The sequence below is a fragment of the Aquimarina algiphila genome, from assembly GCF_947494415.1.
GTDB lineage: Bacteria > Bacteroidota > Bacteroidia > Flavobacteriales > Flavobacteriaceae > Aquimarina > Aquimarina algiphila.
Window position 1 is genome coordinate 1,147,118 of sequence record NZ_CANLVC010000006.1, and the last position, 21,282, is coordinate 1,168,399.

19 protein-coding genes are annotated in these 21,282 nt (G+C 31.4%); 11 read left to right on the forward strand and 8 right to left on the reverse strand.

What is annotated here, in order from left to right; all coding sequences use genetic code 11:
• The first annotated feature begins 65 nt into the window (after positions 1-65).
• Positions 66-731 carry a uracil-DNA glycosylase gene (locus tag PQF96_RS14235; RefSeq protein ID WP_109437720.1) on the forward strand — a complete coding sequence of 222 codons (666 nt, stop codon included), beginning with the start codon at positions 66-68 and terminating at the stop codon, positions 729-731.
• 490 nt (positions 732-1,221) lie between these two features.
• Here the strand turns inward: PQF96_RS14235 and PQF96_RS14240 are convergent, their stop codons facing one another.
• Positions 1,222-2,073, reverse strand: coding sequence for a substrate-binding domain-containing protein (locus PQF96_RS14240; RefSeq protein ID WP_109437718.1), 852 nt, complete (start codon positions 2,071-2,073; stop codon positions 1,222-1,224).
• A 149-nt stretch (positions 2,074-2,222) separates the two neighbouring features.
• Between PQF96_RS14240 and PQF96_RS14245 the strand changes: the two genes are divergently transcribed.
• Entirely contained in the window at positions 2,223-2,369 is a 147-nt protein-coding gene (locus PQF96_RS14245) for a hypothetical protein (protein ID WP_160114270.1), read from the forward strand.
• 54 nt (positions 2,370-2,423) lie between these two features.
• Here PQF96_RS14245 and PQF96_RS14250 read toward each other — a convergent pair whose 3' ends face one another.
• Genes PQF96_RS14250 through PQF96_RS14265 form a run of 4 tightly spaced genes read right to left on the reverse strand, consistent with a single transcriptional unit; the run spans position 2,424 to position 5,542 of the window.
• Complete coding sequence (locus PQF96_RS14250; RefSeq protein WP_271766948.1) at positions 2,424-3,296, reverse strand: nucleoside phosphorylase; 873 nt, start codon at positions 3,294-3,296, stop codon at positions 2,424-2,426.
• 1 nt (position 3,297) lies between these two features.
• Positions 3,298-4,236 (reverse strand): DUF1835 domain-containing protein, encoded by a 939-nt coding sequence (locus PQF96_RS14255; RefSeq protein WP_109437716.1) that lies wholly within the window; start codon positions 4,234-4,236, stop codon positions 3,298-3,300.
• Positions 4,237-4,252: 16 nt separating this feature from the next.
• Complete coding sequence (locus tag PQF96_RS14260; RefSeq protein WP_109437715.1) at positions 4,253-4,582, reverse strand: translation initiation factor; 330 nt, start codon at positions 4,580-4,582, stop codon at positions 4,253-4,255.
• A 9-nt stretch (positions 4,583-4,591) separates the two neighbouring features.
• Positions 4,592-5,542 (reverse strand): isopenicillin N synthase family dioxygenase, encoded by a 951-nt coding sequence (locus tag PQF96_RS14265; protein ID WP_271766950.1) that lies wholly within the window; start codon positions 5,540-5,542, stop codon positions 4,592-4,594.
• 257 nt (positions 5,543-5,799) lie between these two features.
• Here PQF96_RS14265 and PQF96_RS14270 point away from each other — a divergent pair, with 257 nt between their 5' ends.
• On the forward strand, positions 5,800-7,806 hold the full coding sequence (locus tag PQF96_RS14270; protein WP_109437713.1) for an alpha-ketoacid dehydrogenase subunit alpha/beta: 2,007 nt from the start codon (positions 5,800-5,802) through the stop codon (positions 7,804-7,806).
• 29 nt (positions 7,807-7,835) lie between these two features.
• On the opposite strand, the gene PQF96_RS14275 is transcribed toward PQF96_RS14270, so the two are convergent.
• From PQF96_RS14275 to PQF96_RS14285, 3 genes are all read right to left on the reverse strand, one after another.
• Positions 7,836-8,651 (reverse strand): ankyrin repeat domain-containing protein, encoded by an 816-nt coding sequence (locus tag PQF96_RS14275; RefSeq protein WP_109437712.1) that lies wholly within the window; start codon positions 8,649-8,651, stop codon positions 7,836-7,838.
• Between the two features lie 6 nt (positions 8,652-8,657).
• Positions 8,658-10,421 carry an ankyrin repeat domain-containing protein gene (locus tag PQF96_RS14280; protein WP_271766952.1) on the reverse strand — a complete coding sequence of 588 codons (1,764 nt, stop codon included), beginning with the start codon at positions 10,419-10,421 and terminating at the stop codon, positions 8,658-8,660.
• Between the two features lie 239 nt (positions 10,422-10,660).
• Positions 10,661-11,302 (reverse strand): hypothetical protein, encoded by a 642-nt coding sequence (locus tag PQF96_RS14285; RefSeq protein WP_271766954.1) that lies wholly within the window; start codon positions 11,300-11,302, stop codon positions 10,661-10,663.
• Positions 11,303-11,667: 365 nt separating this feature from the next.
• Here PQF96_RS14285 and PQF96_RS14290 point away from each other — a divergent pair, with 365 nt between their 5' ends.
• Genes PQF96_RS14290 through PQF96_RS14325 form a run of 8 tightly spaced genes read left to right on the forward strand, consistent with a single transcriptional unit; the run spans position 11,668 to position 21,252 of the window.
• Positions 11,668-12,666, forward strand: a complete 999-nt coding sequence (locus PQF96_RS14290; protein WP_271766956.1) for an SDR family oxidoreductase — start codon at positions 11,668-11,670, stop codon at positions 12,664-12,666.
• Positions 12,667-12,696: 30 nt separating this feature from the next.
• Positions 12,697-13,980: a nucleotide sugar dehydrogenase gene (locus PQF96_RS14295; RefSeq protein ID WP_109437708.1), complete on the forward strand. Its 1,284-nt coding sequence runs from the start codon at positions 12,697-12,699 to the stop codon at positions 13,978-13,980.
• A 49-nt stretch (positions 13,981-14,029) separates the two neighbouring features.
• A complete protein-coding gene (locus tag PQF96_RS14300) occupies positions 14,030-15,571 on the forward strand; it encodes a lipopolysaccharide biosynthesis protein (protein ID WP_109437707.1) in 1,542 nt (513 codons plus the stop codon).
• A gap of 6 nt (positions 15,572-15,577) precedes the next feature.
• Complete coding sequence (locus PQF96_RS14305; protein WP_271766958.1) at positions 15,578-16,861, forward strand: hypothetical protein; 1,284 nt, start codon at positions 15,578-15,580, stop codon at positions 16,859-16,861.
• Positions 16,862-16,885: 24 nt separating this feature from the next.
• On the forward strand, positions 16,886-17,854 hold the full coding sequence (locus PQF96_RS14310) for a polysaccharide pyruvyl transferase family protein (RefSeq protein ID WP_109437705.1): 969 nt from the start codon (positions 16,886-16,888) through the stop codon (positions 17,852-17,854).
• Between the two features lie 24 nt (positions 17,855-17,878).
• The gene (locus tag PQF96_RS14315; protein WP_109437704.1) at positions 17,879-18,943 is read left to right on the forward strand and encodes an acyltransferase family protein; all 1,065 of its coding nucleotides are present in this window, start codon (positions 17,879-17,881) and stop codon (positions 18,941-18,943) included.
• Complete coding sequence (locus PQF96_RS14320) at positions 18,944-20,050, forward strand: glycosyltransferase family 4 protein (protein WP_271766960.1); 1,107 nt, start codon at positions 18,944-18,946, stop codon at positions 20,048-20,050. It begins immediately after the preceding gene.
• Positions 20,050-21,252, forward strand: a complete 1,203-nt coding sequence (locus PQF96_RS14325; protein ID WP_271766962.1) for a glycosyltransferase — start codon at positions 20,050-20,052, stop codon at positions 21,250-21,252. Before PQF96_RS14320 ends, PQF96_RS14325 begins: the two co-directional genes overlap by 1 nt.
• Positions 21,253-21,282 lie beyond the last annotated feature (30 nt).

The window sequence follows — 21,282 nt, forward strand, 5'->3', positions numbered from 1 at the left end:
GTTATCTTCCATCGATTTTAAAACGAAGCAAAAGTACACATTTGCAATAATTTTTTAATGACTATATGAATGTAAATATTGAAAAGGGCTGGAATGATGAATTAAAAAGCGAATTTGAAGAGCCTTATTTTGTAGAATTAGCAAATTTTGTAAAAACAGAATATAAACAATATACATGTTACCCTAAGGGTTCTGAGATTTTTGCAGCCTTTGATCATTGTGGATTTAATGATGTTAAGGTGGTTATTATCGGTCAAGATCCTTATCATGGAGTTGGACAAGCTAATGGTTTATGTTTTTCGGTAAATAATGAAGTTGCAGCACCACCTTCATTAATTAATATTTTCAAAGAAATTGAAACTGATTTAGGTATACCTTTTTCATCTAATGTTAATTTAGAACGCTGGGCAAAACAGGGGGTTTTGCTTTTAAATGCTACATTAACCGTAAGAGCTCATCAGGCTGGATCTCATCAAAATAAAGGTTGGGAGAAGTTTACAGATGCTGTAATTCAAAAGATATCTGATAAAAAGGAAAATGTTGTTTTTTTGTTATGGGGAGGGTATGCTAAGAAAAAAGGAGCTAAAATTGATAGATCTAAACATTGCGTTTTATCCAGTGGTCATCCTTCTCCATTAAGTGCAAACAGAGGGTATTGGTTCGGAAATAAACACTTTAGCTCTACTAATGCATATTTAGAAAATACCAATCAAAATAAAATTAATTGGTAAATTTTATTTATGCGGCGTTAGGTATTTTAGAAGATTCCGACTTATCTGATGGTTGATCAGATATTGAATTAATCTGAACTTTTTCAGTTCCAGATTTCTTTTTGTCTGATCCAGTTGAATGTGTACTTAACTTAAGTAGAATAAAGTTAAATGTAACAAGAGCTGCTAATATTATTAAAAAAGTTACCATAAAAGATTTGTTAGTTAACTATTAGATACATGAAACCTTAAAAGGTTGCGTGCACATTAATAATTAGTTCATATCATTGGGGTAGGCTCGGCAAATGTACAAAAATATTTTATGTAAGCGTGTGCTCCCCATATAGTTATTTAATATTTCATTATTTTCTAAATATTGATAAAGTATTTAGTGTATCCTTTATTTTAAATCTTAATTCTTTAAAAGATTCTTTATTTAGTAACGTTTCATTTTTATTAAACCCTACTAGGATTATCTTAAAAATGTCAAAATAACTGTTAATATATCTATTTATATACTGTATAGTAGTTCTTCTGGGGTGTATTTTTTGTCAATAATACCTAAACTAAGTAAATGATTTTGGATTTTTAATAGTGTATCACTTTTAATGTTAGATTGACTCCATTCTGTGATTTGAAGCCATTTTTGGATGTCTTCCAGTTTTTGATCATACCTAAGAGCAAGGGTTTTATCAATACTTGGAATATGTTTGAAATCTGTAGTAGTAGTATTTATAATATCGAGAATAGTTTTTATCTCTTCTTTTTTTGAAGTAAGTATTTCTTCTCTAACGGCAATCACAAAACAAGGCCAGGGAGTAGGGCAGTCTGCAATTCTCCTAAAAGTTCCGTTGTCGACCAAAGGTTTTGTGGTAAAGTGTTCCCACATAAAATAATCAGCACTTCCTTTAGTTAATGCTTCTACAGCGCCTTCAAGATTTTTTATAACTTCAAATTGAAGATCAGAAGTTTCCCATCCTTGATTTTCGGCATTTACATAGGCCATTAAATGCGAGCCAGAACCATATCGGCTAATAGCTGCTTTCGTGTTTTTTAATTCAGAAAGATTTGTGTATTTTGAATGAGCACCCACATGAATTCCCCATATTAGAGGAGTTTGTATATAGGTTTGTACAATCTTACTGGGATTACCAGCGATAATATCTTTTATAATACCTTCTGAGAGGATAATGGCAATGTCTATGTCTTTGTTTCTGAGTGCTTCACACATCGCGCCTGTGCCTCCTGGGTAAGATGTCCATTCTAGATCAATATTTTTTTTCGAATAACTGTTATCTTCTATACTTAGATGCCAAGGTAAATTAAAATGCTCAGGAACACCTCCTATTTTGATTGTATTCATATCTCTTAAAAAATTGAAAAATGTGTATTTTATCGATTTTATTTGTTTTTTAACGATAAAACGAATTCTATTTTGTATGTTTGTTCTGTTGTTTTTCCAGAGAAAAATATATTTGAATAAGTTTTAACCCAAAATAAAACAATATTGCTATGAAAAAGAATTTTTTAAAAAATAAAAATGCGTATGTAAAGGTTGCAAAACTAAAAAATAATTCTTTAGAGAATGGGATTGTAGTCTTTATTGCGGTATTGTTACTTACCAATTTATTAATTAGCCTCAAAATCTTATTTGGTTAAATACTTATGAAAAAGAATTAAAAAAAAGGGAAGATATAGGTCTTCCCTTTTTTATTACATCGTTACCAGCTTATTTAGTGTATATTGTATTAATTCATCAACAATCTTTTTCGGATTTTGGCTGAACTCTCCTGTAGCTCGATTTGCTAATATAGCGTTCATAGATACTGCCTTGTGACCTAATAGTTTAGCCATTCCGTAAATGCCAGCAGTTTCCATTTCTAAATTGGTTATTTTTTTATTTTCATATGAAAAAGAAGCCATTTTATCATTGAGCTCCTTATCTTGAATAGGCAACCTTAAAATTCTTCCTTGAGGTCCATAAAAGCCTACATTGGTAACTGTAACCCCTTTATGTGCTAAATCACTTGCCATATGATTTCCAAGTTTTTCATCAAACGATACAGTATAAGGTAGTGATTTGTTTTTATCCCAATGGAGATGTTTTATTAATGCTGTTGAAATTTCTGGTGATTGAATATGGTGACTATCATAAAAATGCAATAAGCTGTCAAATCCAACGGCTATTTCAGAAACTATAAAACTGTCTATGGGGATATTTGATTGTATAGCTCCCGAAGTTCCTATTCTGATTATTTGTAATGCTTTATGTTTTTTCTTGATTTCTCGAGTATTAAAATCTATATTGACCAAAGCATCTAATTCATTAAACACAATATCAATATTATCTGTGCCAATACCTGTAGAGATAACCGTAAGTCTCTGACCTTTATATACTCCTGTTTGCGTATGAAATTCTCGTTTACTGACTTTATGTTCAATTTTGTCAAAGTACTTGGTAACATGTGGAACTCGATCAGGGTCCCCAACGGTAATAATTGTGTCAGCTATATGCTCGGGTTTTAAATTTAGATGGTATATACTACCATCTGGATTGAGAATTAATTCAGATTCGGCTATTGCCATATTATAATTTTAAGAGTGTATGTGATTCATCGTTGTATAGGTAGTCATATTTTTTAACTCCTCCGTAATGCCAATCTAATATCTGTGTATTATAAAAATTCTTTTTATGTTGTAATGCCAGTTTCCCTCTTTCTGATAGTAAGAGGCGATCTTTTGTTTGATCTAAAAATTGAAAAAGTCTTGCGAGTACACGTTTCATTTGCATATCTCCATACCCATAATATCCTTGGTATTCTAAAGCATACCCCATGAGTTGCTTAATGTTTTTGATTTGATACTGATCTATCATTTCAAGAATGTTATGCTCTAAAACGTTAAGACCTGTAAGCATATTTGGGAAGCGTTGTAAGTGTGCTCTCAGGCATATTGATAAATACTCAAAAGAAGAGTGTTTTTTGATTTGCCCAACTATTTTTTGGGGTTTTGACTCACAATACAAAGTCCATATGTGAGAAGCAAGCTCTAGGTCATCTTCATTTAAAAGGACTTTATTTTGGTAATGTTTTTTCAGTTGTATGTCAGGCAATTCGCAGAGTCCAAATAATTTTTTTTCATGCTCGATTCTTCCGCTACAAACTAAATATACAGGAATGTTGTGAACACCTTTTCGAAGTAATAAACTAATTGCAGCAATCATATTGATATGACAAAATAGATCGTATTCGAACCATAAAATTATTTCATCATATGTTGTTAATTGATCTGTTTTTTTTAGTTGAGAAATGAACTTTTCTTCGTATTCAGAAGAATCAATTCGATAGTATTTTTTTAAAAAAGCTTTCCGTTTTTTTATAGACTGTTCTGTTTCTATTTCTATAACTGTTGGTCCTTCACAAAACATCTCACGCCAGGTTAAAAAATCTCCTGTCACAAGGTTTAGTTCCTTCATTCTTTGGGTAAGACTATCCCCGTTAGTAATATGTAATGTGTTTATGCTCAAAATAGTTAGTGTTTTATTATCCTCCTACACGTTTTACCTTAAACCCTTTGTCTTTAAGGATACTCATAATTTGATCTCTATAATCTCCTTGTATGATAATAGCATCATTTTTAAAGCTTCCACCAACGCTTAATCGAGTTTTTAATTCCTTTGCAAGTTTTTTAAAATCTTCATCAGCACCAGTATATCCTTCTAGTATAGTAATAGGTTTACCTTTTCGTTTTTCATACTTGCATATAATAGGATCTTCTTGCATCCAGATTTGATCCTTGTCATCCTTAATTATTTCTTCTTTTTCTGGTTGATGATCAGGGAATAAATTTTTTAATTGATCTTGTAAATCCATGTAATGAAACTATTTTTTTATGAGACCAATCTCAACTAATCTCTGATGTAAGAAATCACCAGCTGTGATATCTTCATATTGCTTTGGGTTATCTTCAGTAATACATTCTTCAAGGCAATTCAATTTCATGTCGCTTCTAGGATGCATAAAGAAAGGAATAGAATACCTTGGGTTACTCCATTGTTCTTTGGGAGGGTTTATTACCTTATGAATTGTAGAGCGAAGTTTATTATTAGTATGTCTTTCTAGCATGTCGCCGACGTTAATTACCAATTCGTCTTCTTGAGGAATGGCATCAATCCATTCTCCATCTTTACGCTGTACTTGGAGTCCACCAGTTGATGCTCCCATTAATAAAGTTATTAAATTAATATCTCCATGCGCACCTGCTCTAACTGCTCCTTTGGGTTCTTCTTTTATTGGAGGGTAATGGATAGGTCGTAATATGCTATTGCCATTACTGGCCCAATGATCAAAATAATACTCGTCCAATCCGATATATAAAGCTAATGCTCTTAAAACATAAATTCCGGTTTTTTCCAGCATTCGATATGCTTGCATTCCGGTTTCATTAAAATTTTTAAGTTCATTGACTGTTACATTGGGAGGGTATTCTTCGGTTAAGTTAGCATCTGCATCTGGTTCTTGTCCAAAATGCCAAAATTCTTTTAGATCACCTTCCTTTTTCCCTTTAGCATGCTCTTTCCCAAATGAGGTATAGCCGCGTTGTCCACCTAAACCTTCAATTTCATATTTTTCTTTAGTATCAATGGGTAGAGCAAAAAAAGCTTTAACTTCTTTATATAAATTCTCGACAAGCATTTCGCTTAAAAAGTGATTTTTTAAGGCTACAAAACCTATTTCTTCGTACGCTTTTCCTATTTCGTTGACAAATTTTTGTTTACGTGATGGATCATCAGATAAAAAATCAGCCAAATCTACACTTGGTATATTATTCATTGGATTTAATCTTTGTGTCTTAATAGTACTAAAATAGTTGTATTTGGTTAAAAATACCTAATAGTACTGCAAATTTATTTACAGTTATAAAATATCGGTCAAATTAATTAATTATGTCTGTGTAATCCCTAATTCACAGTAAATTTAATTAATTCATAGAACTGTTTGAACGAAATTAACAACTACTTAATAATATTGTAATACTGATGAGGGTTCTGAAATAAAAATAATTACATTTACCTAACAAATTTTCTTTTATGGAGCACATTTCTGAGGAAAAACAAGAATTGAATTTCGATAAGAAAGCATATAGTGATGATATTCTTATTTCATTGTATTTTAGAATGCTTAAGCCAAGACTTATTGAAGAAAAAATGCTGGTATTATTACGGCAAGGTAAAATATCCAAATGGTTTAGTGGGATTGGTCAGGAAGCAATATCTGTTGGGATCACAGCAGTATTAGATGATGATGAGTATGTGTTACCGATGCATCGTAATTTAGGAGTATTTACAACAAGAGATATACCGCTATCTAGATTGTTTAGTCAATGGCAGGGAAAATCAAATGGATTCACTAATGGTCGTGATCGTTCTTTTCATTTTGGTACTCAAGAATATAATATTGTAGGGATGATTTCACATCTGGGGCCACAAATGGGGATTGCTTGTGGAATTGCTCTTGGGAATCTTTTGAAAAAAAATAATAAAGTTACTGCTGTCTTTACCGGAGAAGGAGGGACCAGTGAAGGAGATTTTCATGAAGCCCTTAATATAGCTTCGATATGGAATTTACCAGTACTGTTTTGTATAGAAAATAATGGATATGGTCTATCTACACCAACAAGTGAGCAGTATAATTGTAAAAACCTAGCTGATAGAGGGGCTGGTTATGGAATGGAGTCTTATGTTATTGATGGAAACAATGTGTTGGAAGTGTATCACAAGGTTAATGAATTGGCAAAAAGTATGAAACAAAATCCTCGTCCGGTTTTACTTGAATTTAAAACCTTTAGAATGCGAGGCCATGAAGAAGCAAGTGGAACTAAATATGTACCTCAAGAATTGATGGAATATTGGTCAGCAAAAGACCCGATAGAAAATTATAAAGAATACTTAGTTAACCAAGGGATTATTTCTCTGGAAGAAGAGCTTGAAAAACGATCAGAAATAAAAAAAGAAATAGAAACTCATTGGGATCTGGCCAATAATGAAGAAAAAGTTAATATAGATTTAGATAAAGAATTGAATGCTGTTTATGCTGAATTTGATTATATAGAAAAAAGACCAAACACAAAAACTACAGAACTAAGGTTGGTTGATGCAATTTCTGATGGTTTGAAAGTATCAATGCAACAATATAATGATCTTGTAATTATGGGGCAAGATATAGCAGAATATGGAGGTGTTTTTAAAATCACCGAAGGTTTTGTTGAGATGTTTGGCAAAGATCGTATTCGAAATACCCCTATTTGTGAATCAGCAATTGTTTCTGCAGCGTATGGTTTGTCAGTAAATCAGCATAAGGCGGTCGTTGAGATGCAGTTTGCAGATTTTGTGTCTTCAGGATTTAACCCTATTGTAAATTTGTTAGCAAAGTCAAATTATAGATGGAATCAATCGTCTGATGTTGTAATAAGAATGCCTTGTGGAGCGGGTGTTGGTGCAGGGCCATTCCATAGTCAAACAAATGAAGCATGGTTTACTAAAACTCCTGGGCTTAAGGTTGTATATCCAGCATTTCCTGTAGACGCAAAAGGGTTGTTAGTAACGGCAATAGAGGACCCTAATCCAGTCTTGTTTTTTGAACATAAAGCTTTATACAGGAGCATTCGTCAAGAAGTTCCTGAAGGATATTATAATCTACCTTTGGGGAAAGCATCCTTACTAAAAACTGGAGAAGATGTTACTATTATTAGTTATGGAGCTGCTGTGCATTGGGCATTAGAGATACTAGAAAAACACTTGAGTATTAAAGCAGATCTTATTGATTTAAGAACGCTACAGCCTTTGGATATAGAAACAATTTATAAATCAGTTAAAAAGACTGGTAAGGCTATTATTTTGCAAGAAGATACTTTATTTGGTGGTATAGCTTCAGATATTTCTGCCTTGCTTATGGAAAACTGTTTTCAATTTTTAGATGCACCGGTTAAGCGAGTGGCCAGTATACAAACACCAATACCATTTGATACTAATTTAGAAAATCAATATCTATCAAAAAATAGATTTGAAGAAGAATTATTAGCATTGTTAGCATATTAGTTTTATATAGTTTATTAGAATATTTTAGATCAAAGTTGTAGTAATTTTTTTGTTTCTTCTCCGGCATATTGAAAAGGAATGTATCCAAAACTGTCTTTAGCATTTTTGTTGGCTCCATACTTAAGTAATAACCGTACCCGTTTAGGATTATCTTCGAATGCGGCTCGATGAAGTAAGGTTCTATTGTATTGTGACTTTAGGGGGATATCGACTTTAGCACCATATTGTAATAAAATCTCTAATTTTTCAAAACTAACTATATGTACTATCGGTCTACCATAATCATCTTCTGCTCCATTAGTATTAAGACCTATAGATAAGGCATATTTTAATAGACTAATATCTCCTTGTATGATATGAAATAATGAATAAATGGGGCATTTATGTATATTCGCTCCTTTTGACACTAAGTGTTTAAAAACTTGTAAATCTTTTGTTGCAGAAAGTAATGGATGATGACTATCTTTTTTAGGGTTAATCTCTGATCCATTTTCTAGTAAAAAATCAATAAGGGGGATTTTTCCTAGTTGTACAGCTTTATGTAGAGCTTTGTTGTTTATATCGGTGCCTCCATTTTTTAAAATGAAATCTATATTAGGAAGCGCTTCGTCAATAGGTTTTTTTACTAATAAACTTAATGCAGTTTCGCGATTTCTATCTGGAATATTTGGATTAGCTCCTTGTTTGATGAGTTTTTTAACTTCTAAATATTCACTTTTTGATATTGCTTCATATAATTGTTTTTGGAGTTTACTGTTTTGTGCAGTAAGTAAAACGGGGACTAAAAATATAACAATAATAAAATGATACTTAATTTGTCTGGATATTAGATTTGTGATGCTCATGAAATATTAAAATTGTAATATTTTTTTCGTTTTTGGCCCTGCATATTCATGAGGCATTTTTCCAAAATAATCAATAGATTTTCTACTTGCTCCATAAGACAATAATAAGTTAACTAGTTTAAGGTTGTCTTGTTTTGCGGCAATATGTAAAAGCATTTTATCAGGTACAGTGGTGTAATTATGAAATGGTTGAGTAGTGTTTCGTGCATCGACTTTGGCACCATATTGTAATAAAAGAGCTATTTGTTCATAGTTTCTAGTTGTAAATAAAATAGGGGTTCCAAATTCACCTTTTACATTTGGATCAGCACCAACAGATAATGTATATTTTAATAAATCAAGGTTTTGTGATTCTATGATGTTTTCTAAAATAGAATACTGATCATACGATTTGTACCTAGTAATATCTGCTCCTTTAGAAATCAAATGTTTAAATACTTTTAGATTCGTTGTTTCATATAAAGGAGAAGCTCCGATCTTAGGATTAATTTCATAACCGTTTTCTAGTAACAAATCAATAAGTTGTATGTTTCCCTTTTGTGTAGCATTCAAAAGAGCCTTGTTGTTAGGGTCTTTTCCGCCTTTATTGATGATGTATTTTACATTTCTTAGAGTGTTGCTGTTTTTTCCTGATGACAATAAACTCAAGACAGTTTCCCCTCGTTTGTTTATTTTATTGAGGTCCGCACCATATTTAATAAGAAGTTTAATCATTTCAAAATCATTAAATTGAGCAGCAATATGTAGGCTTGTTTGCTTATTGTTATCAACAGCATTTGGATTTGCTCCATATGATAATAAAATCTTGATATTATCATTTTTTCTATATCTCATTGCAGTATGCAAAACTATGGAGCTCTCTTTTTTTAAATGATCAGATTCATTACCGTCGAGCATTAGTTTAACAAGTGTAATGTCTTTCATTTTAATAGCTTCAAGTAGGAGTTTTTCTGAAAAAATATAACCTTTAGAATTGAGTAAGTGTATAAATTGTATATCATCCAAATTCTGTTTTACAAATGAAAAACTAAGCGTTTTAATGTCAAAAGAAATACCTTGTTTGATTAACAGTTTGCGTGTGTTACTGTTGTTTTTTGAATAATAATATGCATTATTTCCTTTGTTATCTGTTTGATTGATATCTGCTCCTAGAGCAATTAATTGTTTAATTGCTATTGTATCATTATATTTTGTCTGAGTGCATAACAAACAAACCAGGTTTGGATTAGCACCATGATCAACCAAATATTTCCAGATAGTATTTGTCGAATTATCATTTATATTTTTACTTTGATGATTACCAAATTCTAAAGCATATCTGCCATCGTATCCTGGTGCGTTAAAATCGACAGAAACATCGGCTAAAGTTTGTAATGCCTCGATTCCTATGTGATCCACAGTATATTCCCAAGGAATAAGAGATCCTGCATCGTATAATATTTTCACAGCTTCAGAATGTTTGTTTTTTAATGCATAAGTAATGGCTTTATTATTATATGCGATAAGATTATTTTTACTTAATTTTTTATTTACATCTGCGCCATATTCTAATAAAAATTTAAGTTGTTCTATGTTTCCTTTTGCTGCTGCGCGAATTAGAAGTGTTTCTCTTTTTCCATTATCATTAAATATCGCATTTACATCAGCACCTTGTTTGATCAGTTTTTTAGCTTTTCTATACTTGTTTTTAGATAATACATCGTATAGTTGATCGTTTAGTTCAGAACCCTGAGCAGAGACTGTAGTAAGCGAAGATAGGCACAGGCTCATAAAAAGATGTATTACAATTTTTATTGGATTCAATTTCATATTCTCTCTTTATCGTCTTGTGTAAGAAACTTAGTAGCATCGGTGATGAGTAATACGTTTCAGATTATTAAACTAAATGTAAATATTTTGCTTTTATCATTTTTTATAAATGCCAAGTTTTAGATTTGGTTACTTTGCAAATAAGCATAAACCTTTCTATTAAGCTTAAAAGTGTTATGTTTTCTTACACCTTATAATGATTACTTTTCAAAAATAGTTAGTAAATTAGATTCACCCCCATCATGTTCTTGTATGTAGCTGTAAAAGGGAGATGTAATCTGTATATCAGAAAGTATATTTTTTAAGTCTAGTTTGAGGAATATTTCTTCGAAAATAGCATAAGCTTTTAATATGATTAATTCATTAATGTAATCATTTTCATACTCCAGATCGCAGTCATCAATTTCATCATAATACAAAGCATCTTCTTTTATCTCGTTATAATTAAATATTTTAATAGGCCCTATTTCACCTACTACTTCATTATCTAATCGATTTGAAAGTGATAGCTCTTTATCTATAAAAGAATCTGGTTTTAAGGTGCCGTATGCGCTTAAAAATAATTCACCGCCGTCTCTATTAAAGTAGAATACAAGTGCTTGAATAGGTTTTTTGCCAATTAATAGCTCCTTTAGTTGGGTGAAAAAAGCGCTTAGTGTATCAGTCGCACCCGAATCCACTTTCATAGCGTCAATCAAATTTAATGTTTGATATAAATGTTTTTTAATTTTGTCATTAACCGCCATTAGTTCTGAATCATCAAATCCTTCAATTTTGGAAAAATAGTCAGCTTTTTTATTTGTATATTTTTCAAGACAACTTTTCTGTTTTCTGTTTTTCATATTTTGATTACTTTATGTTGAAAAATTAACCATAACAAAAATATATAATACACTATGTGGATGCTACCCGGTTTACAGTGAATAAATAAGATTCGCTAATTCACACAAATTCTAGTTGTAAATTAAGAAAACGTTATAGTTAATAAAAAACATGGTTATTGGTAAAATATTGATTTTTAGTTGTTTGCATTTTGTTTTTTAGCATAGCTTATCTTTTTTTAATCAATTATGGGTAACGAATTCTAAATAGGGGTAAAATCCCCTTTAACATATGTTGTTTGTTGTGTAAGTAAATGTTAATTTCGCGCTGGCTATATTAATGTATAGTCTTTGGGACTTAAAAACAGGGAATTAAAACAGAATAAATGAACACTAAACAGCTGGAACACCTTCGTTCCTCAAAAATACTTGTGACTGGTGCAGCCGGTTTTATCGGGTCTAATCTTTGCGAAGCACTTTTGGATATTGGGAGCACTGTAATAGGGCTGGATAATTTTGCTACAGGACATAAAAAAAACCTTTCAGCGTTTATAGAAAATTCTAATTTTACTTTTATTGAAGGAGATATTAGAAACCTAGAAGATTGTAATAAAGCATGTGATGGTGTGGATTTTGTATTACATCAGGCAGCATTAGGTTCTGTTCCACGATCAATTAATGATCCTATTACAACTAATGATGTAAATGTTGGTGGATTTCTTAATATGTTAGTTGCTTCTCGTGATGCGGGTGTAAAACGTTTTGTTTATGCGGCAAGTTCTTCTACTTATGGAGATTCTAAAGCATTGCCCAAAATAGAAGAAAAAATCGGGAAACCTTTATCTCCGTACGCTATTACAAAATATGTTAATGAATTATATGCGGATAATTTTAAAAGAACGTATGATTTAGATACAATAGGTTTGCGCTATTTTAATGTTTTTGGACGTAAACAGGATCCTAATGGAGCTTACGCTGCTGTAATTCCAAAATTTGTAATGCAGTTCATGAAATATGAATCTCCGGTAATTAACGGAGACGGCGAGTTTTCAAGAGATTTTACCTATATAGATAATGTAATTCAGATGAATTTGTTATCCATAGTATCTGAAAATACTGAAGCTTTAAATAATGTGTATAATACAGCTTTTGGGGAAAGAACGACATTAAATGAGTTAACGACGCTTTTAAAAGAATATTTGTCAGCATATGATAAAGCTATAGCAAATGTAGATGTACAGTACGGACCAGAACGAAAAGGAGATATACCACATTCTTTGGCATCGGTTGATAAAGCAAAGAAATTTCTAGAATATAACCCTAATTTTGATATAAAAACAGGATTAAAAGAAGCAGTAAAATGGTATTGGGAAAATTTAAAATAATTCCAAATTTTCAGTAAATAAAGAATCAATATGCAGGATATTAAGATTGCCGTCATTGGATTAGGATATGTAGGATTACCTTTAGCAAGGTTATTTGCTACTAAATACCCAGTAATAGGTTTTGATATTAATCAAAAAAGAATCGAAGAGCTGTCTTCTGGAACAGATTCTACTTTAGAAGTAGAAGATGATTTGTTACAATCGGTATTGAAAAGTAATGCTGATTTAAAAGAGAATGGACTTTATTGTTCATCTAATCTAGAAGATATTAAGGAGTGTAATTATTATATAATTACAGTTCCAACTCCGGTAGATAAAAATAATAGACCCGATCTTACTCCCTTATATAAATCAAGTGAAACTGTAGCAAATGTGCTTAAAAAAGGAGATGTTGTGGTGTATGAGTCTACAGTGTATCCCGGGGTTACAGAGGAAGAATGCGTTCCCGTATTAGAAAAAATAAGCGGATTAAAATTTAATGAAGATTTTTTTGCAGGATATTCTCCAGAGCGAATCAATCCAGGGGATAAAAAACATACCGTAGAGAAAATCCTTAAGGTGACAGCGGGATCTACTCCAGAAATCGGCAAAAAAGTAGATGCTTTATATGGTTCTATAATTGCCGCAGGAACTCACCTTGCTCCAACGATTAAGGTTGCAGAAGCAGCTAAAGTTATTGAGAATTCGCAAAGAGATATCAATATTGCTTTTGTTAATGAGTTAGCTAAGATTTTTAATCTAATGGATATTGATACTAATGATGTATTGGAAGCTGCTGGGACAAAATGGAATTTCCTGCCTTTTAAACCAGGTTTGGTTGGCGGACATTGTATAGGTGTGGATCCATACTATTTGGCACAACGAGCTCAGGAATTTGGATATCATCCAGAAATTATTCTTGCCGGACGTAGATTAAATGATAGCATGGGACAGTATGTAGCATCAGAAGTTATTAAGCTTATGGTAAAACATGATATCCATATCAAGGGAGCTAATGTATTAGTATTAGGGGTGACGTTTAAAGAAAATTGCCCTGATGTTCGTAATACAAGGGCTGTAGATGTTATTCAACAATTAAGTGATTTTGGTACAAATATCACAGTGTATGATCCTTGGGCAAATCCCGATGAAGTAATGCATGAATATAATCTAAAAACAACGACTGATTTACCTAATAATACTTATGATGCTGTTGTATTAACCGTAGCACATAAAGAATTTTTGGATATTAATTTGAAATCTTTACTTGCACCGAATGGAATTCTTTATGATGTAAAAGGAATTCTAAAAGAAGAGGTACACGGGAGATTATAATTAAGATATTTTTAGTTACAGTATTTAAACAACTAATAAACCAACTAGTTTGAGCCAACTAAAAAAAGGTGCGTTACTTACGTATTTAAAAATTATACTTACCAATATTATTGGAATAATGATGACTCCATTTATCGTTAGCAATATAGGGAAGGATGAATACGGTATATTTAATGCCATTGGTGCATTAATAGGGACAATAGCACTCCTGGATTTTGGTCTTACAAATACTGTAGTTCGTTTTGTAGCAAAATATAGAGCAGAAAAAGATAGAGAAGGAGAAGAAAATTTTTTAGCTACGATTAGATTATTATATCTGGTTATTTCTGTACTTGTAGTATTGTTAGGGGTTATTTTTTATTTTTTTATAGACTCTTATTTTACCAAATTTAGTGCAGAAGAACTTGAGATCGCAAAAATCATGTTTGCCATTTTGATCTTTAATTTAGCGATTCAATTACCAGGTATGATTTTTACAGGAATCTGTAAAGGTTATGAAGCATTTGTGTTTCCAGAATCTGTTGGTATTATTAGGTATTTATTAAGGTCGGCGACAATTGTAGCTGTACTTTTATTAGGAGGTAGAGCAATATCTCTTGTTATTGTCGATACTATATTTAATATTTTTACTATTTCGGTATCAGCATATTATGTTCTTGTAAAGCTTAAGGTCAGATTTAAACTTCATAAGTTATCTAAAAAATACATTATTCAGATTTTTAAGTATTCTACTTGGATCTTTGTATTCTCTCTTGTTGGAATGTTACAATGGAAATCGGGAAGTTGGATATTGGGCTCTATGAGCGTACCAAAAGTTCTAGGGATTTACGGAATAGGAATCGCATTGGGGACATATTATGGTACTTTCTCGACTGCAATATCAAGTGTTTTTTTACCCAGAGCAACACAAATGTCAGTGAATAATGCAAGTGGCGAAGAATTGACTAATATGATGATTAAACTGGGGAGATTATCGTTCATTATTTTAATGTATGTATTGGGGGCATTTACGTTGTATGGAGAACAATTTGTGAACCTATGGGTTGGAGGAGGAGTTTCAGAAGACGATGTTAGGTATACAATTCAGGAGTGTAGGGAGATTTATATTATTGCATTAATGATTATGGTGGCATACACGATTCCTTTGCTACAAGCCTTTGGGAATTCTATTTTAGAAGCAAAAAATAAATTGTCATTCAAAGCGATCTTGTATTTGGTATTTATGGTACTGGGAGCAATTGTAGGAGGTGTTTTAGCAATCCAATATGGAGCAGTTGGAATGATCTCGGGATTGATTATAGGATGGTTGATCGTTCAAAATACTATGAATTTTTACTATCATAAAAAGATAGGACTTAATATCATTCGATTTTTTAAAGAATTACTTTATAAATCTTTCCCTGTTGTAATTAGTGTTGTGGTTATTGGCTATTTCATTAATTATATACCAGGTGACGGATGGTTGAATTTTATTTTTAAAGGAAGTGCATACACAACTGTTTTTGTTTTACTTATGTATTTTCTGGGGATGCTTGACTATGAGAAAGAATTGTTTTCAAAACCAATTGCTTCAATATTGAGGCGAAAATAGATTGTAATGGAAAAACTAATACTTCATACAATATCATATATAGAGGAAGGCAAGAAAATTGTTTATGATTATTCTGCCAATACTCAGATTCAGAAATACTTCAATAAGGATAAACCTTTCTATTCTAAATATGGGATTGATGTGAGTAGTACTCCTAATAGTATTGCTGTGATACCATTTTTATCTAACATGATGCCTATTGCATGGTATGCTGGATTTATAGTTGAAGTTGAAGAAGTAGATGAAGATTTTTTTAATGCTCTTAAACTTGTGGAAAAGGAATTTCAAAAACGAGATTCTTTGCAAAATACAGAAGGTGGATTAGTTGCAAAAAAACTAGTTAAAAATCAAATTAAAGGAGATAGATCTTCAATGCTATTTAGTGGAGGTGTAGATGCCTATGCAACTTATATAAGAGTTTTTGAGAAAACACCGGATTTGGTTACAATTCTTGGAGCAGATATAGAGATAGATGACCATTCTCAATGGGAAGATTTTACCGATTTTATAGAAACAGAGAAACTTCTAGAAAAAAATAATCAGGAATATATAGAAACGAATCTAAGAGAGTTTTATACGTATCAAGTAGAATTACTTCTTAAAGATATTGGATGGTGGGGTAAGGTTCAACATGGATTAGCTTTAATCGGAGCATTAGCACCTTTGTCTTTTATATATAATTATACCTCGATTTATATTGCATCATCGTATACTGATCATATTGATATTGATTGGGGATCTACTCCAGAATTAGATGAAAAAATTACATGGGCTGATGGAGTACAGGTTTTTCATGATGGATATGAATTAAAAAGGCAAGATAAAGTAGATTTGATAGCACAATTTGCTACATATACTGATAATAAATTTAAACTTAGAGTTTGTTATTCTGAATTAAGAACAGAGTTTAATTGTAGTAATTGTGAGAAATGTTTTAGAACAATTTTAGGGTTAATTCTAAATGGAAAAAACCCTAATGATTATGGGTTTAATGTTGATGGAAATGTATATGATCAATTTTATGAAGTATTAAATATTGGAGCAGCAAGTAAAGGGGTGCAATACTTTTGGTGGGAACTCATGGAAAAAGCCAAAACTGTTGATGACTTTTTCGTTTTTGGTAATAAAGAAGCAGAAGTAAAACAAATAAATAGAATTAGAGAAGGAGAAATTCATCAACTTTTAGAAGACAAGATGAATACCAAACAACATACAAAACAAAGGATGAGATTTATTATCAGAAATAAATTTCCCTGGTTACAAAAGTTATATAGAAAAATAAGATACTAATAGAATCAAAGAAAATATATTGAGATGAAATACGGATTACTTACATATGTTGAGAATAAGCGATTTTTCAATGTTGGTGACAATATTCAGAGTTTAGCTGCAAAACAGTTTTTGCCAAAGGTCGATACGTTTTTAAATCGAGAAAAATTAGGAGAGTATCATGGAGATCCGGTAAAACTTATAATGAATGGTTGGTTTACCCATAATACTCATAATTGGGTGCCATCTGATGATATAGATCCTGTATTTGTTTCTTTCCACATGAATAATACAGCAGCACCAGCAATGCTTAGCGAAAAAGGTATTGCTTACTTAAAAAAACACGAACCTATAGGATGTAGAGACCAATTTACAGCAGATACATTAAAAGCTAAAGGGATAGATGCTTATTTTACAGGTTGTCTTACATTGACTTTAGACTCTTATAAAGTTGATGATGCTGAAAGAGGAGAGGACATCTATATTGTAGATCCTTTATACAGTTACCCAAGACCAGAAAAAGTGTTTTATAACACAAAGTTGACAATCAAAAATATTCTTAATGGTACAGCTTTTAAACTAGGTAAAAAGAATAAACATCTTAAAAACTTCATTAGTGAAGAGGTATTAAAAACAGCAGAATTCATTAATCAGGAACCGCCATCAAATGAATACACAGATGAAGAAAAGTTCGAAATGGCAGAAAAGCTTTTGCATAAATATGCAAAAGCTAAATTAGTGATTACTTCAAGAATTCATTGTGCTCTCCCTTGTTTGGCTATGGGAACTCCAGTGATTTTCATCAATGGTTTTGATAGTTTTGTAGATTCTTGTCGATTCGATGGTATTTTAGAATTATTCAATCGTATAGATATCGATAGTAAAACAGGTAAGTTTACTGCTAATTTTCCGCTAGAAGGAAAAATAGATAAAAACACCATGGTCAAAAACTTAGAAAAACATCATGATTTGGCCAATGCTTTAAAAGAAAAAGTGAAAAGTAAATTAAACTAAACTAATTAATTTTCCGGGGGGATTATGGACAAAAGTGTTAGTAATAAGATACGTATTCTTTCATTCTACTCTATTTTTATGGTAGTAGTTTGTCATGCGTATAATTTGACAAATCTGGATATTGAAACCAATAGGGATGTAGTGTACTATATTGAGTATATATTTGCATTGGAGTTATCCAATATCTTCATACCCATGTTCTTTTTTATCTCTGGTTTTCTATTTTTTAAAAATCACGACTTATCAGTGTTTACTTTTAAAAGAAAGATCAAGAATAGGTTTAAAACACTGGTAATCCCTTATTTTCTTTGGTGTGGATTATGGTTTTTAATTGTATATGGTGTTCAGTTTATTCCTATGCTATCTCATTTTTTTGAAGAGCCATTGCATGAAATGCCATTATGGAAACAAGCATGGTTAGCATTTGTAGACCCCATAAATTATACATTTTGGTTTATTAGAGAACTCATATTTTATGTATGGTTAACACCTCTTATTTACCTTGCTATTAAATACCTAAAATTTTATTTTTTAATATTTCTATGTGCTTTACTCTTTTTGCAACAACCCAGTTTGTTTTATGTAAATAACGTGTATCTATTGCAGTTTCTAGGATTATTTTCATTTACATGTGGAGCCTACACTTCGATTAAAAAACTTAACATTATATCTAATTTTAAACCTCCTGTATATTTAGCATCAATTGTGATTTGGGGAATAGGTATCTTTTTAAATTTTTATGTTCGTGATGCATATGAAGAAACTCATATTATCTCTATACTCTGTAAAAGAATAACGATGTTTATTGGGTTTTTTACAGTTTGGACAATGTATGACTTTATCAATAGAAAATATGAATTTACCAATAAGCCACTTTATGGGTATCGTTTTTTTATATATGCAGCCCATGGTGTAGCATTAACATATTTTACCAAAATATATGTAAAATATATTGGAGAGAACGATATTGTGTTGTTACTATTATTTTTTGTAAGCTCTATATTAGCAACACTAGCCTGTGTAGCATGCGCTAAATTGCTTCAAAAGACAACCCCAAAAGTGTATTCACTTTTAACCGGAAGTAGATAAATGATTAAACTACTCTACATAACTAATAAAACATTTGGCCCAGGAGGTTTAGAACGGGTATTGTCTATTAAAGCGAGTTATCTGGCTGATCATTTAGATTATGAAGTTCATATAGTAACATTGGATCAGGAAAATGAAGAAATGTTTTATGACTTTAGTTCTAACATTATTCATCATGATATTGTCACAAGTAGTAATCCAATTCGATTTTTACAAAGCTATATTAAGGGGCTTAGAAAAATTGTAAAAGAGATTAATCCTGATGTAATCTCTGTATGTGATGATGGGTTGAAAGGATTTGTAGTACCTATATTAATAGGTAAGCCTTGTCCAATGATTTATGAAAGACATGTGTCTAAGAACATCGAAATAAAAAGTGTAAAACCATCTTTTAAAAGTAGAGTATTTACAAACCTAAAATTCAGACTTATGAATTTTGGAGGGAAAAGATATGATCATTTTGTAGTATTAACCAATGGGAATTTGAAAGAATGGAATTTTAAAAATCTTAAAGTAATTCCTAATCCATTATCGTTCTATCCAGAAGGGCAAAGTACATTGAATAATAAAAGAGTACTAGCTGTAGGTAAACAGAGTTACCAAAAAGGATATGATAGATTATTACAAAGTTGGAAATTAGTGACACAGAAATACCCTGATTGGACATTAGATATTTATGGAACCATCAATGCAAAAGAGGGATTAGACAAAATGGCTGGTGATTTAAAAATAACAGAACAAGTAAATTTTCATGAACCAGTAAGAAATATAGCAGATAAGTATCAAGAAGCTTCAGTATATGTGATGTCTTCTAGATATGAAGGTTTTGGGATGGTTTTGACCGAAGCAATGGCCTACGGTGTTCCATGTGTTTCATTTGATTGTCCTCATGGTCCATCAGATATTATTTCTGATAAAACAGATGGTATTTTGGTAGAAAATAATGATATCACTGCTTTTGCAGAAGGGATTATGTTTTTGATAGAAGATGATGAAACTAGAAAAATAATGGGAAACAAGGCAAGAAAAGCTGTCAAACGATACCTGCCAGAAGAGATCATAAAAGAATGGAATCAATTATTTGTTAATTTAACACATAGCAATTAATGAAAAATATTTTACTAATTATACCGTACGGGGGTGTCGGTGGAATGGAAAGATTAGCCTTTTCTTTTTATAATTTTTATAAAAAAGAAGGGCACTTCATTAAAGCTGTGAAGTTTATAAAAATGAAGAATGATATCATTAATTTCGGAGAAGATGAGTTGTTTTTTTCTGATCGGGATTTTAGTGAAATGTCAAAAACTGAACGATTAAAATTTTATGTTTCTATTCCATTTCAACTAAGAAAAGTAATTAAAAAACATAAAATCACACATTCTATTTCATTTGGAGCAATGCCAAATGTATATAGTTCTTTGACGTATACAAAAGATTATAAAATAGCAAGTATACATGCGCTAAAAAGTGTTGAGCTTAGTAACAATTCTTTACTAAGTAAAATGACAAGATTTGGATATAAGTATACGTACAAAAATCTGGACAAAGTAGTTTGCATTAGCAATGCTATCAAAGAGGATTTGATAGAGAGATGTAACTTTAAATTTGCTAATAAACTAAAGGTGATTTATAACCCTCATGATGTTGATGAAATACAAAAACGATCATTAGAAGAGATTACCGAAAAAGAAGAAGTAGCCTTATTAGCATCTAATTCTGTACTTTTTGTAGGAAGGCTATCCACGCAAAAATCTCCATGGCACTTAATCAAGGCATTTTCTTTGGTATTAAAAAATATACCTGATGCAAAACTTATTTTTATAGGTGATGGTGATGCAGGAGTATTGAAACATCTCGAAGATCTAATAGAAGATTTGGGGGTTAATGAGCAAATACACTTTTTGGGAAGAAAAAAGAATCCGTATAAGTATCTGGTGAATACCAAAATGTTGGCTCTAGCTTCTCATTATGAAGGTACACCAAACGTAATTGTCGAAGCAATGTGCCTGGCAACTCCTGTTGTATCATCATGTTGTACTTATGGTATTGTTGAGCTGATGAGTCTAAAAGCACAAACAGTAGAAGACAAAATGATAGAGGTAGAAGCAGGAATAATTACTCCTAATCTGTATAAAGATAGATTAGGTATTCCTGATACAAGTGATTTTATCGATGAAGAATATGTGTTGGCAGAGGCTATTGAAAAAGTTTTAAAATCTTCAGTTTACAAAGAAAATTTAGAAGAAAAAAGAGAAGAATTATTAACAAAATTTAACCTGGAAAAAGTGGCTAGTGAGTATTTGAAATAGAAAAATTTCAGAATAATCATAAATTGTTAT

Coding starts and splice junctions, on each gene's coding strand:
- PQF96_RS14235 (WP_109437720.1), top strand. CDS start 66: ATGAATGTAAATATTGAAAAGGGCTGGAATGATGAATTAAAAAGCGAA.
- PQF96_RS14240 (WP_109437718.1), bottom strand. CDS start 2,073: ATGAATACAATCAAAATAGGAGGTGTTCCTGAGCATTTTAATTTACCT.
- PQF96_RS14245 (WP_160114270.1), top strand. CDS start 2,223: ATGAAAAAGAATTTTTTAAAAAATAAAAATGCGTATGTAAAGGTTGCA.
- PQF96_RS14250 (WP_271766948.1), bottom strand. CDS start 3,296: ATGGCAATAGCCGAATCTGAATTAATTCTCAATCCAGATGGTAGTATA.
- PQF96_RS14260 (WP_109437715.1), bottom strand. CDS start 4,582: ATGGATTTACAAGATCAATTAAAAAATTTATTCCCTGATCATCAACCA.
- PQF96_RS14265 (WP_271766950.1), bottom strand. CDS start 5,542: ATGAATAATATACCAAGTGTAGATTTGGCTGATTTTTTATCTGATGAT.
- PQF96_RS14270 (WP_109437713.1), top strand. CDS start 5,800: ATGGAGCACATTTCTGAGGAAAAACAAGAATTGAATTTCGATAAGAAA.
- PQF96_RS14275 (WP_109437712.1), bottom strand. CDS start 8,651: ATGAGCATCACAAATCTAATATCCAGACAAATTAAGTATCATTTTATT.
- PQF96_RS14280 (WP_271766952.1), bottom strand. CDS start 10,421: ATGAGCCTGTGCCTATCTTCGCTTACTACAGTCTCTGCTCAGGGTTCT.
- PQF96_RS14285 (WP_271766954.1), bottom strand. CDS start 11,302: ATGAAAAACAGAAAACAGAAAAGTTGTCTTGAAAAATATACAAATAAA.
- PQF96_RS14290 (WP_271766956.1), top strand. CDS start 11,668: ATGAACACTAAACAGCTGGAACACCTTCGTTCCTCAAAAATACTTGTG.
- PQF96_RS14295 (WP_109437708.1), top strand. CDS start 12,697: ATGCAGGATATTAAGATTGCCGTCATTGGATTAGGATATGTAGGATTA.
- PQF96_RS14305 (WP_271766958.1), top strand. CDS start 15,578: ATGGAAAAACTAATACTTCATACAATATCATATATAGAGGAAGGCAAG.
- PQF96_RS14310 (WP_109437705.1), top strand. CDS start 16,886: ATGAAATACGGATTACTTACATATGTTGAGAATAAGCGATTTTTCAAT.
- PQF96_RS14315 (WP_109437704.1), top strand. CDS start 17,879: ATGGACAAAAGTGTTAGTAATAAGATACGTATTCTTTCATTCTACTCT.
- PQF96_RS14320 (WP_271766960.1), top strand. CDS start 18,944: ATGATTAAACTACTCTACATAACTAATAAAACATTTGGCCCAGGAGGT.
- PQF96_RS14325 (WP_271766962.1), top strand. CDS start 20,050: ATGAAAAATATTTTACTAATTATACCGTACGGGGGTGTCGGTGGAATG.